At 70.0% G+C, this 12,667-nt stretch carries 8 protein-coding genes and 1 tRNA gene; 5 read left to right on the top strand and 4 right to left on the bottom strand.

Annotated elements, in window-relative coordinates; translation table 11 throughout:
• Positions 1–7 precede the first annotated feature (7 nt).
• Together MCHUDSM44219_RS13025 and MCHUDSM44219_RS13020 are read right to left on the bottom strand one after the other, a co-directional pair.
• Entirely contained in the window at positions 8–1,087 is a 1,080-nt protein-coding gene (locus tag MCHUDSM44219_RS13025) for a PAS domain-containing protein (protein WP_048418636.1), read from the bottom strand.
• A gap of 162 nt (positions 1,088–1,249) precedes the next feature.
• Positions 1,250–3,580 carry a DNA 3'-5' helicase SftH gene (locus MCHUDSM44219_RS13020; RefSeq protein WP_048418715.1) on the bottom strand — a complete coding sequence of 777 codons (2,331 nt, stop codon included), beginning with the start codon at positions 3,578–3,580 and terminating at the stop codon, positions 1,250–1,252.
• A 299-nt stretch (positions 3,581–3,879) separates the two neighbouring features.
• On the opposite strand from MCHUDSM44219_RS13020, the gene MCHUDSM44219_RS13015 reads away from it, so the two are divergent.
• The 3 genes from MCHUDSM44219_RS13015 (at position 3,880) to topA (ending at position 7,770) form a co-directional block, all read left to right on the top strand.
• On the top strand, positions 3,880–4,083 hold the full coding sequence (locus MCHUDSM44219_RS13015) for a cold-shock protein (protein WP_006243848.1): 204 nt from the start codon (positions 3,880–3,882) through the stop codon (positions 4,081–4,083).
• Positions 4,084–4,222: 139 nt separating this feature from the next.
• Positions 4,223–4,816, top strand: coding sequence for a hypothetical protein (locus tag MCHUDSM44219_RS13010; protein ID WP_048418635.1), 594 nt, complete (start codon positions 4,223–4,225; stop codon positions 4,814–4,816).
• 155 nt (positions 4,817–4,971) lie between these two features.
• The gene (gene topA, locus MCHUDSM44219_RS13005; RefSeq protein WP_048418634.1) at positions 4,972–7,770 is read left to right on the top strand and encodes a type I DNA topoisomerase; all 2,799 of its coding nucleotides are present in this window, start codon (positions 4,972–4,974) and stop codon (positions 7,768–7,770) included.
• 3 nt (positions 7,771–7,773) lie between these two features.
• Here the strand turns inward: topA and MCHUDSM44219_RS13000 are convergent, their stop codons facing one another.
• The gene (locus MCHUDSM44219_RS13000; protein WP_048418633.1) at positions 7,774–9,384 is read right to left on the bottom strand and encodes an adenylate/guanylate cyclase domain-containing protein; all 1,611 of its coding nucleotides are present in this window, start codon (positions 9,382–9,384) and stop codon (positions 7,774–7,776) included.
• Positions 9,385–9,466: 82 nt separating this feature from the next.
• Here MCHUDSM44219_RS13000 and MCHUDSM44219_RS12995 point away from each other — a divergent pair, with 82 nt between their 5' ends.
• Complete coding sequence (locus MCHUDSM44219_RS12995) at positions 9,467–10,681, top strand: DNA polymerase III subunit delta' (protein WP_048418632.1); 1,215 nt, start codon at positions 9,467–9,469, stop codon at positions 10,679–10,681.
• Positions 10,682–10,727: 46 nt separating this feature from the next.
• Positions 10,728–10,803 (top strand) — tRNA-Thr (locus tag MCHUDSM44219_RS12990).
• Between the two features lie 12 nt (positions 10,804–10,815).
• Here MCHUDSM44219_RS12990 and MCHUDSM44219_RS12985 read toward each other — a convergent pair.
• Positions 10,816–12,612 (bottom strand): hypothetical protein, encoded by a 1,797-nt coding sequence (locus tag MCHUDSM44219_RS12985; protein ID WP_201778147.1) that lies wholly within the window; start codon positions 12,610–12,612, stop codon positions 10,816–10,818.
• Positions 12,613–12,667 lie beyond the last annotated feature (55 nt).

Raw genomic sequence — 12,667 nt, 5'->3', positions numbered from 1 at the left:
GCTCGGCTCAGCGCTTGCTGTTTCTCTTTGTGCGCGTGCGCTTTTCGTCCACGGCGGTCGGTTGCCGTTCGTCGAGTCGCGCGTCCTCGATCTCGGTGGGCGTCGGGAGGCGCAGTTCGGCCAGCCCGGCATGCACACCTTCGCGCAACTCGACCCGGTGCACGGTCACATGCACCGGCGTCCATCCGCCGTCACGGGCGACCACGCGCAGCACTCCGGACACGGCGCCGCTGCCGAAACCGGCGGCCATCTCCATCGCCGTGGCCATGTCGTCCGGGTGGATCCCCTCGGCGCCGGACATCCCGGCACGCCAGTCGAAGAACGGCGCCGGGTCGTCGAGCCACTTCACCAGCATCCAGTGCTGCGGATCGACCAGCGCCCGGTGCACGCCCGGCCGGGCCAGGCCCGCGAGGATGCGCTGCGCCAGCAGATCGTCCTGCACCGTGCGGCCCTCCCGCACGCTGCGCCAGTTCATCGCACGGCACACGACACGCTCGCGGCCGTCGTCGTCGTCGGTCTCGGTCAGCGAGCGTGCGACGAACCCGATGGTGATCTGCTCGCCGCGGTAGTCGGTGACATCCCAGGTGGTGCAGATCGTCACGCCCGCTTCGGGTTTGATCAGCATGCCAATGACCTCGGCCTCGTGGGGCTTGAGGTCGCGGCGCGGCAGATCGTCGGCGAAAGCGCGGTCATGGGTGGGCTCCTTGGCTGGATCCCAGCCGCCGATCTCCAGTGATTCGGTGGTGTCGGTCGCCGTTCCCGCGGTCAGGTCCCACACGAGGGGGCCCACGGTCGGGCGCGGGGGCGGTTCCTCGTCGGCCGCGCCGATCCACATCTGCACGCCGTGGATGCGGCCGTCGGACATCGCGACGACCTCGGTGCGGATCACGCAGTCGTTCTTCGGGGTGATGCTGCTCAAGCCGGATCCGCCGCGCACCGTCTCGCTGATCGCGGTCTGGATCGCCATCAGATGGGGGTTGCGGCGCAGCAACGAGGAGATGGGGATGAGGTTCACGGTCCGCGCACCCTGCGCCACCACGGTGGGCTCACTGCCCAGTGTCTCCACGAGCATCCAGTCGTGGCTCATGCATCGATCCTACCGATGACGGGCCGCGGCAAACACGACAGCGCAGCCCCCCGGTCTTGCCCCGCCCGCCTGTGAAGGAGTAGGTTGCGATCCATCGAGGCAATTACGGATACCGTTGTCGGCAACCACGGCGACTGTCGAGGGGTCGGTCGCCAGCACGGGTCACCCCCTCGTCAACGCGTCGAGAACCAGGCGCAACACCCGGACGGCGCCGTCCTTGTCCAGCGGATCGTTGCCGTTTCCGCACTTGGGTGACTGCACGCACGACGGGCATCCCGCCGGGCATTCGCACGCCTCGATCGCCGAGGCGGTGGCGTCCCACCAGCGCACGATCGCACCGTAACCGCGCGCAGCGAAGCCGGCACCGCCCGGATGCCCGTCGTAGACGAAGATCGTCGGCAGCCCGTCGACGGGCCCGACCGCGGTGGACACCCCACCGATGTCCCCGCGGTCGCAACTGGCGATCAGCGGCAGCAGCCCGATGGCCGCGTGTTCGGCCGCGTGCAGAGATCCGGGTATCCGCAGCGGGTCGATTCCCCTGTCCGCCAACGCTTCCGGTGTGATCGTGCACATCACCGCCATGGTGTCGAGCGTGCGGGTGGGCATGTCGAGTTCGCAGAAGTCTATGATCTCCCCGTCGAGGCGACGGCGCAGATACCCGGTCACGGTGTTGGTCACGCACACCGGCACCAGGCCGACGGTGACCGGCCCGTGCGCGGAGCGTTCGCCGGGGCCGGTGGCGGTGATGTCGGTCAGTTCCCGCGCGAACGTGGTGTAGCCGGGGTCCTCCGCATGCACGAACGCGATGCCGTCCTCGAAATCCAGCGAATCCACCATGTAGGTCTCGCCCTGATGCAGGTAGACCGCGCCGGGATGCACCGAGGCGGGCGCCTGCCCCGCACCCGCGCTGCCGAGCATCCGGCCGGTGTCGGCCTCCAGGATCGCGATCTGCCCACCGCTCGCCCCGCGGATGTCCACCGCGGGGTGCGGGTCCACGCCGGGGGCGGGGTAATAGCCACTGGGACGCCGGCGCAGCAGTCCGTCGTCGACGAGCGTCCCCGCCACCGCCTCGGCGTCCCACATCCGTACCTCGGCGTCGGTCAGCGGCAATTCGGTTGCCGCGCAGAGAAGTTGAGGGCCGAGCACGTAGGGGTTGCCCGGATCGATGACCACCCGCTCGATCGGCTTGTTCAGCAGAGCCGACGGATGGTGCACGAGATAGGTGTCGAGCGGGTCGTCGCGGGCGATCAGCACCACCAGGGCGCCCTGCCCGCGCCGCCCGGCGCGGCCCGCCTGCTGCCAGAACGATGCGACGGTACCCGGAAACCCGGCCAGCACAACGGCATCCAGGCCCGCGATGTCGACGCCGAGCTCGAGAGCGTTCGTGGTCGCCATCCCGCGCAGGCGACCGTCGGCCAGGGCCCGTTCCAGTGAGCGCCGGTCCTCGGCGAGATACCCCGCCCGGTAGGACGCCACCTGTTCGGCCAACTCCGGTGCCGTGTCGGCCAACCGCGCCCGGGCGCCCAGGGCGGCGAGCTCCGCGCCGCGCCGTGAGCGGACGAACGTCAACGTGCGCGCCCCCTCGGTGATCAGGTCGGCCATCACCCGGGAGGCCTCCGCGCCGGCCGACCGGCGCACCGGCGCCCCGTTCTCGCCGACGAGGTCTTCGATCAGCGCAGGCTCCCACAGCGCCACGGTGCGCGCCCCCTGCGGTGAGCCGTCTTCGGTGACCTCGGCGACGGTCTGCCCGATCAGCTCCGACGCCGTACGCGCCGGCTCGGCCGTGGTGGCGCTGGCGAAGATGACGGTCGGCATCTCCCCGCCGGGGGAGTAGCGGGCGCACAGCCGCAGCAGGCGGCGCAGCACCATCGCCACGTTGGATCCGAAAATGCCTCGGTAATAATGGCATTCGTCGACGACGACGTATCGGACATGACGCAGGAAGATCGCCCAGCGGGCGTGGTTGCGCAGCATCGACAGATGGATCATGTCCGGGTTCGAGAAGATCCACCGCGACCGTTCGCGCGCGAACCGGCGCACGTCGGCCGAGGTGTCGCCGTCATACGGCGTCGGTGCGACGTCGTCGAGCCGGGCGGCCGCGGTCAGCGAGGCCACCGCGCGCAACTGATCGTGCCCGAGCGCCTTGGTCGGGGACAGGTACAGCGCCCGGGACCGCGGATTCTCCGACAGCGCCGTCAATATCGGGAGCTGGTAGGCCAGCGACTTGCCCGACGCGGTGCCGGTGCTGAGCACGACGTGGCGACCGTCGCGGGCGAGTTCGGCCGCGGCGAGCTGGTGCGACCACGGGGCCTCGATTCCGCGATCGTGGAAGGCCCGCACCACATCTGGGGGCGTCCACGCCGGCCAGGCGAGGCTGCGCGCACGGCGCGGCGGGAGGTCGGCGACGTGGCGCAGCGGGTGCTCGTCGGCCGGGGTGCCCTCGACCGCGCAGGCCAGCAGCTCGCGGCCGAAACCTGGCCCCGGATCAGCCACCTCGGACCCTTCCACACATCCCCTACATCGCGTCGTACCTGAATTGTCGCCTACATGTTGATTCTGAAGCGCTTGTCGGACTGTCGCAGCAGCGCGAGACGTGGTTGACTTACCGCGGTCGCAGCTTCTGTGTTCGTGTATACGCACTCGCAGGAACGACGTTGCGATCGCGGTTCCTGCGAGGGTTGTAGGTCGGGTCGAGTTCCGAGCACTCCACGAAGGTATGGCGGTCGGAACGGGCCCGGTCTGCCGGATGTCGGTGGACCGCTCCCGGTAAGAAGAGAAGGAAATTACGAAAGATGCCACAGGGAACTGTGAAGTGGTTCAACGCGGAGAAGGGCTTCGGCTTCATCGCCCCCGAGGACGGCTCCGCTGACGTTTTTGTCCACTACACGGAGATCCAGGGTTCCGGCTTCCGCACCCTGGAAGAGAACCAGAAGGTCGAGTTCGAGGTCGGCCAGAGCCCCAAGGGGCCGCAGGCCACCGGCGTTCGCGCCGTCTGAGTAACCGAAGACCTCTTCGAACACCCCCGCGCCATCCACACCAGGACGACGCGGGGGTGTTTCGTTTCGCCGTGAGGCGACGCGCAGCGGCAACGCGGGGTTCACGTCGGCGCGCCCGGGCTGGCCTACTGTCGTCAGTGTGAGCCAGCTGTCCTTCTTCTCGGCTGAGTCGGTGCCGCCGGCGATCGCCGATCTGACGGGGATTCTGGCTGCGCCGGGACAGGTCGTTCTGGCCGGGGGACCCCAGGGTCAGGCCGCCCGCCTGTCGGTGGTGGTCGATCAGCTGTGGCGAGCCGAGGCGCTGGCGGAGATGATCGCCGAGGCCGGCCTGGACCCCGAGATCTCGCGCACCGACGAGAACACCCCGCTGGTGCGGACGGCGCTCGACGTCCGCCTGGTCGCGATCGCCCTGGAGTGGACGCGCGGCGCGGTCAAGACCGTGCCCGCGCAGTGGCTGCCCGGACCGCGGGAGTTGCGCTCCTGGACGCTGGCAGCGGGCAGTCCGGAAGCCGACGACCGCTACCTGCTCGGGTTGGACCCGCACGCGCCGGACACCCATACCGCGCTCGCGTCGGCGATGATGCGGGTGGGAATCGCGCCGACGCTCATCGGGACGCGGGGGGCGCGGCCGGCGCTGCGGATCAGCGGTCGACGACGGCTGTCGCGCCTGGTAGAGAACGTGGGGGAACCGCCGGAGGCCCCTGAGGCGTTGTCCCAGTGGCCGAGGATCTGACGGTTCGGGGGTGATCGCGGCGCGGGGGGCCGGTTTGCGTCGGCACGCCCGGGGTGCGAAATTGACTGTTGCCGCAGCGGGGCAGCACAGGAACGTGCGAGCCTGCAGGGCGACAGAGAGAGAAGTAGTACGAGTGAGAACAGTGAACGGGATAGGTGGCTGACGCAGACCGCGATCGCGGTGGCAACGGCAGAGTGCGGCGGCTCGTCATAGTCGAGTCGCCTACCAAGGCGCGCAAAATCGCTGGCTATCTCGGTTCCAACTACATCGTCGAGTCGTCCCGCGGACACATCCGCGACCTGCCGCGTAATGCCGCCGACGTGCCCGCGAAGTACAAATCCGAGCCCTGGGCCCGTCTCGGGGTCAACGTCGAGCACAACTTCGAGCCGCTCTACATCATCAGCCCGGAGAAGAAGAGCACCGTCGCCGAGCTGAAGGACCTGCTCAAGAACGTCGACGAGCTCTACCTGGCCACCGACGGTGACCGCGAGGGCGAGGCCATCGCGTGGCATCTGCTGGAGACGCTCAAGCCGCGCATCCCCGTCAAGCGGATGGTGTTCCACGAGATCACCGAGCCGGCGATCCGCGCCGCCGCCGAAGATCCCCGCGATCTGGACAACGCGCTGGTCGACGCCCAGGAAACGCGCCGCATCCTCGACCGCCTCTACGGCTACGAGGTCAGCCCCGTGCTGTGGAAGAAGGTCGCGCCGAAGCTGTCGGCGGGCCGGGTGCAGTCCGTCGCGACGCGCATCATCGTCCAGCGCGAACGCGAGCGGATGGCGTTCCGCAGCGCCGGGTACTGGGACGTCACCGCCGAGCTGGACGCCAGCGTCTCCGACGCGCAGGCCAGTCCGCCGACCTTCACCGCCAAGCTGAGCACCGTCGACGGGCGCCGGGTCGCGACCGGCCGGGATTTCGACTCGCTGGGCGGGCTGAGGAAGCCCGACGAGGTCCGTGTCCTCGACGAGGCGGGGGCGAATGCCCTGGCCGCGGGCCTGCGTGGCGCGCAGCTGCAGGTCGCCTCGGTCGAGCAGAAGCCCTACACCCGCCGGCCGTATCCGCCGTTCATGACCTCGACGCTGCAGCAGGAGGCGGGCCGCAAGCTCCGGTTCTCCTCCGAGCGCACGATGAGCATCGCGCAGCGGCTCTACGAGAACGGCTACATCACCTACATGCGTACCGACTCGACCACGCTGTCGCAGTCGGCCATCGAGGCCGCCCGTAACCAGGCGCGCCAGCTCTACGGCGAGGAGTACGTGCACCCGTCGCCGCGCCAGTACACCCGCAAGGTGAAGAACGCCCAGGAGGCACACGAGGCGATCCGCCCCGCGGGTGACGTGTTCCAGACGCCGGGCCAGCTGCACGCCGCGCTGGACACCGACGAGTTCCGGCTCTACGAGCTGATCTGGCAGCGCACGGTGGCGTCGCAGATGGCCGATGCGCGCGGCACCACGCTGAGTCTGCGCATCGCGGGCCAGGCCACGGGTGGCGAGCAGGTCGTGTTCAACGCCAGCGGCCGCACCATCACGTTCGCCGGGTTCCTGAAGGCCTACGTCGAGAGCCTCGACGAGCAGGCCGGTGGCGAGGCAGACGACGCCGAGAGCCGGCTACCGAACCTGACCCAGGGCCAGCGCGTGGACGCCAAGGACCTGACCGCCGACGGACACACCACCAGCCCGCCCGCCCGCTACACCGAGGCGTCGTTGATCAAGGCGCTCGAGGATCTCGGTATCGGCCGGCCGTCGACCTACAGCTCGATCATCAAGACGATCCAGGACCGCGGCTACGTCCACAAGAAGGGCAGCGCGCTGGTCCCGTCGTGGGTGGCGTTCGCCGTCATCGGGTTGCTGGAGCAGCACTTCGCGCGGCTGGTGGACTACGACTTCACCGCGGCGATGGAAGACGAGCTCGACGAGATCGCCTCGGGTCACGAGCGAAGGACCAACTGGCTCAACAACTTCTACTTCGGCGGCGAGCACGGGGTGGACGGCTCGATCGCGCGTTCCGGCGGGCTGAAGAAGCTGGTGGGCGGCAACCTCGAGGAGATCGACGCCCGAGAAGTCAACTCCATCAAGCTCTTCGACGACGCCGAAGGCCGCGCGGTCAATGTCCGCGTCGGCCGCAACGGGCCGTATCTCGAACGTATGGTGGCCGATCCGGACAATCCCGGGGAACTCAAGCCGCAGCGCGCCAACCTCAACGACGAGCTGACGCCCGACGAGCTGACCCTCGAGCTCGTCGAAAAGCTGTTCGCCACACCGCAAGAGGGTCGCTCGCTCGGCGTGGATCCGAAGACCGGGCACGAGATCGTCGCCAAGGACGGCCGCTACGGTCCGTATGTCACCGAGGTCCTGCCCGAGCCGCCCGACGACGGGGAGGCCGGCTCGACGGCGAAGAAGGGCAAGAAGCCGACCGGACCCAAGCCGCGCACCGGATCACTGCTGCGCTCCATGGATCTGGAGACGGTGACGCTCGAGGACGCGTTGAAGCTGCTGTCCCTGCCCCGCGTGGTCGGGGTGGACCCGGCCACCAACGAGGAGATCACCGCGCAGAACGGCCGCTACGGCCCGTACCTCAAGCGCGGCACGGACTCTCGGTCGCTGGCCACCGAGGAGCAGATGTTCGACATCACCCTCGACGAGGCCTTGAAGATCTACGCCGAGCCGAAGCGGCGCGGCAGGCAGGGTGCCGCCACGCCGCCGCTGCGCGAGCTGGGCGTCGACCCGGTCAGTGAGAAGCCGATGGTGATCAAGGACGGCCGCTTCGGCCCCTACGTCACCGACGGCGAGACCAACGCCAGCCTGCGCAAGGGTGACGACGTCGCGTCGATCACCGACGCGCGGGCCTCGGAACTGCTCGCCGACCGGCGGGCGCGCGGACCGGTGAAGAAGAAGGCGCCGGCGAAGAAGGCGGCCAAGAAGGCGCCGGCGAAGAAGGCCGCCAAGAAGGCCTGATCGCTAGCGCGCGGACTTCGACACGTCGCCGCTGACCTCGCGCTCGACACTGTCGGGCGTCACCAGGTGCACGGGACGGGCGAGCTGCGTCGGCGCGGTGCGGCCGCGCAGGTTCACCGTCTCCCCGACGTCCCAGCACAGCGCCTCGGCGTCGAGTGCCTCGCTGACCGCGATCGCCGATGCCAGCACGTGGCCCTTCTCGAGCTTCGCCAGCTCGGTGAGGCGCGCGGCTTCGTTGACCGGGTCGCCGATGACGGTGTATTCGAAGCGGGCCTGCGCGCCGATGTGGCCGGCGATCGCCCGACCGGCGGACACACCGATGCCGAACTCGGTCTCGCCGAGAACCTCGATCAGCTCGTCGTGCAGCTCCCGCGAGGCGGCCAGCGCCGCCCCGGACGCGTCGGGGTGCTCGATCGGGGCGCCGAAGATCGCCAGCGCCGCGTCGCCCTGGAACTTGTTGACGAACCCGCCGTGCCGGTTGACGGTGTCCACGACCACCCGGAAGAAGTCGTTGAGCAGGTTGACGACCTCGGCGGCCGGGATGGTGGCGGCCAGGTGCGTCGACCCGACCAGGTCGACGAACAGCACCGCCACGTCGCGTTCCTGGCCACCGAGTTCCGTGCCGCGCTCGAGCGCCCGGCGGGCGACGTCCTCGCCCACGTAGCGGCCGAACAGGTCGCGCAGCCGCTGTCGTTCGGCGAGGTCGCGCACCATGTCGTTGAAGCCCGCCTGGAGCAGGCCCAGCTCGCTGGCGTCGTAGATCTGCATGTGGGCGTTGTAGTTGCCGCGCTGCACCTCCCCGAGCGCCCAGCGCAGCTGGCGCAGCGGGTCGGCGATCGACATGGCGACCAGCACGGTGCCCGCCAGCCCGATCACCAGCGCGACGATGGCCAACAGCAGGATCGTCGTGATCACCCGGTCGGCGGGCGCGTTGAGGATGTCGAACTTGCTGGCCACCAGCGCGAGCAGGATCGCCACCAGCGGCACTCCGGTGGACAGCACCCACGTCAGCACCTGGCGCAGGATGACGCCGGGGGCATGGAACTTCTCCGGCACACCGCCGCGTAGCGCGGCCACGGCGACCGGCCGCAGCACCCGCTCGGACTGCAGGTAGCCGATGATCGCCGTCGCGGTGGCCCCCAGACCCGTCGCCACGGCCACCACCGGGGCGGATTTACTGGCCACCGGCCAGCTCGCGACGATGAACACCACCGATCCGAGCAACCAGTTCGTCGCGCTGATCACCGAGCGGTAGAACGGCATCCGCAGCGCCCGCATGCGGGCGACCTCGGTGTCCGCGGGGTCCCGGTCGCCGAGCAGCATGTCGCGGCGCTGCCAGCGCATCACCGGGATGAGCATCCGCAGCGTCAGGTACGACGCCACGGTGAACGACACGAACAGGTAGCCCAGGAAGATCGACAGGTTGTAGGTGGGCAGGTCCTGCAGCTGGATGCGGTCCTCCGGGGGTAGCCCGAAGCGCAGGAACCCGAGCACCAGCAGGGCCCCGATGATGTCGGCCTGGAGCATGCCGAGGGTGAACACCGGCCAGGGTGTGCGCGCGACCCAGCGGACGAATGCACTGATTCGCCCCATCTGCATCGCTTCGGCTGCCACCAGATCACCGTATCGGGCGGAGCTGACGGCTACGGGGCGTCTGAGACGGACGTGTCGGTTCGCAGCACTACTGTTATCCGCGATGGCCGGTGTTTTCTCGCGTCTTGTGGGCCAAGACGCCGTCGAGGCGGAGCTCACCGCTGCTGCGCGGGCAGCCCGCGGTGATTCCTCTCACACTGGGGCTCCCGGTGAGGTGGGCACCATGACGCACGCCTGGCTGATCACGGGTCCGCCGGGGTCGGGGCGCTCGGTGGCGGCGCTGTGCTTCGCCGCCGCGCTGCAGTGCACCTCCGACGGTGTGCCGGGGTGCGGGGAGTGCCGGGCCTGCACGACGACGATGGCGGGCACCCACGCCGACGTGCGCCGCATCATTCCCGAGGGCCTGTCGATCGGGGTCGACGCGATGCGCACGATCGTGCAGATCGCCTCGCGCCGGCCCGGGACGGGCCGCTGGCAGATCGTCGTCATCGAGGACGCCGACCGGCTCACCGAGGGTGCCGCGAACGCGTTGCTGAAGGTCGTGGAGGAGCCGCCGCCGTCGACGGTGTTCCTGTTGTGCGCGCCGTCGGTGGATCCGGAGGACATCGCGATCACGCTGCGTTCGCGATGCCGCCACGTCGCGCTGGTGACGCCCGGGGTGGACGCGATCGCACGGGTACTGGTCGACACCGACGGGCTGCCGGAGGCCGAGGCGGCCTGGGCGGCGTCGGTGAGCGGAGGCCATGTCGGCCGGGCGCGCCGGCTGGCCACCGACGAGCAGGCCCGGGAGCGGCGCCGCCGGGCGCTGGGGCTGGCCCGGGATGCGGCGACGCCGTCGCGGGCCTACGCCGCGGCCGAGGAGCTGGTGGCCACCGCGGAGGCCGAGGCCAGGGCGCTGACCGAGGACCGCAACGAGGTCGAGACCGAGGAGCTGCGCACCGCACTGGGCGCCGGCGGCACCGGCAAGGGCACTGCGGGCACGATGCGCGGGGCGGCCGGGGCGCTCAAGGACCTGGAGCGACGGCAGAAATCCCGTCAGACGCGGGCCTCGCGCGACGCGCTCGACCGGGCCCTCATCGACCTGGCCACGTACTTCCGCGACGCGCTGTTGGTGTCCTCCGGGGCCGCCGACGTCGCCCCCAACCACCCCGACATGCGCGACAAGGTCTCGGCGATGGCCGCGCACGCGTCGCCCGCGGCGCTGCTGCGGTGCATCGAGGCGGTGCTCGAGTGCCGGGAGGCGCTGGCGATCAACGTCAAGCCGAAGTTCGCGGTCGACGCCATGGTCGGGACCGTCGGGCAGGCACTCCGCGGCTGACTTGGGGCGCGGGCGGGCCCTGTCGTAGAGTGGTGCCGCCCGACGTGCCGCCTTAGCTCAGTCGGTAGAGCGATTCACTCGTAATGAATAGGTCGGGGGTTCGATTCCCCCAGGCGGCTCCATCCTCTTCAGCGCTACCGCGGCGCGAGGAACCCGACCGGCCCAGACGCCACGCACACCGACAGCGCCGCGGTGTTCGCCCGCACGGTGATGGCGTCCCCGGCTCCGGGCAACCGGACGAACACCCGGTTCAGGCCGGGCCGCACCGGCACCTTGACCTCGGGCCCTTCCGACAGCGCGAGCATCAGCGATCCGTCGGAGTTCGCCAGGTAATTGATCTCGACGGTCCAGTCCGCGGGCAGCAGCGGCCCGTCAAGCGGCATCCGCACCGGGAAGTCCGGCTGCACCAGGTAGCCGCATCGCGGATCGGGTCCGGGACGGATGCTGCGCACCCAGGTCACCTTCGCGCCGACCAGCCGGCCCGAGGAGTCCAGCATGCGCAGATCCGTTGTCGCCGAGGCGAAATCGGGCCGATCACGCAGCAACGCGAACATGTGTGAGGCCAGGTTCTCCGGCCACGCCACCCGCTGCAGTACCAGCGGGTCGACCTCCTGATCGAGCATCGGCGCGTCCGATGCGGCGTGCGCGGCGGCCAGACTCGCCTGCGCGGTGCGCAGGTAGTCCTTCGTCGGGTTGTCACGCCAGCTGGTCAGGAACGTCGCGCTGGAATACAGGCTGCTAACCACGAAAAGCCCTGTGACGCCGACGATCCCGACGGTCCGCATACGGGACGCGTCGAGCCACCGCGCGCCGTTCCGGTTCGGCGCGCACAGCCCGACCGCGGCCAGCAGCGCCAGCACGACCACCAGATCGGGCAGATAGCGCAGTGTCTGCGCCAGTTCCAGCGCGGTGAACCGCGACGAACGCATCAGATAGATCGGCACCTGGCAGGCCACCGCATAGGCCAGCGCGGCCAGCCACACGGGGCCCAGCCGCTGCTTGCGCAGCAGCGTCACCGCGACCACCGCGGCCAATGCGAGCCAGCCCAGCACCATGACCACCGCGGGCGGGGTCGCCCACGGCGAGGCCGGCGCCCAGCGCTGCCAGTCCCACGGGCCGCCGACCAGACCCGGCACGATGCCGTGAGTCATCGAGCGCCACAGCAGATCCGCCGTCATCGACAGGTCGAAACTCCAGCGCTGCTGATCGACCACCGCCACGTAGACGCCGATCCAGCCGGCGATCAGCACCAGGCACGCCAGCCACAGCAGCCGCCCGCGCCGCCACACCTGACGCACCGTCGCACCGCCGGTGACATGGCCGTACAGCGCGGCAACCGCGAACGCGACGAACGGCACGATCGCCGACTTCTCGAAGAACAGCAGCGCCCCGAAGAACACCACGGTCCCGGTTACGGCGTAGCGCCTCGCCCCGGTGCGCACGAGCAGCAGGGCGTCCGCGCACACCCACGCCAGCGCCGCCAGCATCGGCAGCGAGTTCAGCCCGGCCGCCCACCACGCGTACCCGGGCAGCGCCAGCGGGGTGAACAACGCGAACGTCAACGGGATCAGCAGCACCGGGCGCCAGCCCAGGATCACGTGCAGCGCCCGCAGCAGCGCCAGCGATGCCAGCAGCGCGAGCACCACCAGGCTGACCGCCGGTCCGACCCACTCCAGTGGCGCGAGCCGGGTGATCGTCCCGGCGACCAGGAACGCGCCGGGCATCACATGGCCGTCGTGGTCGTCGAACAGGTAGCCCGGCGACAGCAGCGGTTGGGTGCCGGCCCGGCCGACCAGGATCAGATCGTCCCAGTAGAAGTAGCCGCCGAAAGCGAGTGCCGCCCGGATCACCAGGTGCAGCGCGATCAGCGCGACGGCGGTGCGGGCGACCCAGCCAGTCGTCTCCTCGCGCGAGCGCTCGTCGGGCTTCATGTCGCCTCGACTGTACGGAGGTGACGAGCGCTGATAGTCCGCCGGTAGGGTGGCC

The sequence above is a fragment of the Mycolicibacterium chubuense genome (genome assembly GCF_001044255.1).
GTDB lineage: Bacteria > Actinomycetota > Actinomycetes > Mycobacteriales > Mycobacteriaceae > Mycobacterium > Mycobacterium chubuense.
The sequence above is the reverse complement of the archived record's forward strand: the minus strand, read 5'-3'. Positions and strand labels throughout refer to the sequence as shown.

Bases quoted from the DNA above. Each gene is read 5' to 3' on its own strand.
- MCHUDSM44219_RS13025 (WP_048418636.1), bottom strand. From the start codon at position 1,087: ATGAGCCACGACTGGATGCTCGTGGAGACACTGGGCAGTGAGCCCACC.
- MCHUDSM44219_RS13015 (WP_006243848.1), top strand. From the start codon at position 3,880: ATGCCACAGGGAACTGTGAAGTGGTTCAACGCGGAGAAGGGCTTCGGC.
- MCHUDSM44219_RS12985 (WP_201778147.1), bottom strand. From the start codon at position 12,612: ATGAAGCCCGACGAGCGCTCGCGCGAGGAGACGACTGGCTGGGTCGCC.
- MCHUDSM44219_RS12995 (WP_048418632.1), top strand. From the start codon at position 9,467: ATGGCCGGTGTTTTCTCGCGTCTTGTGGGCCAAGACGCCGTCGAGGCG.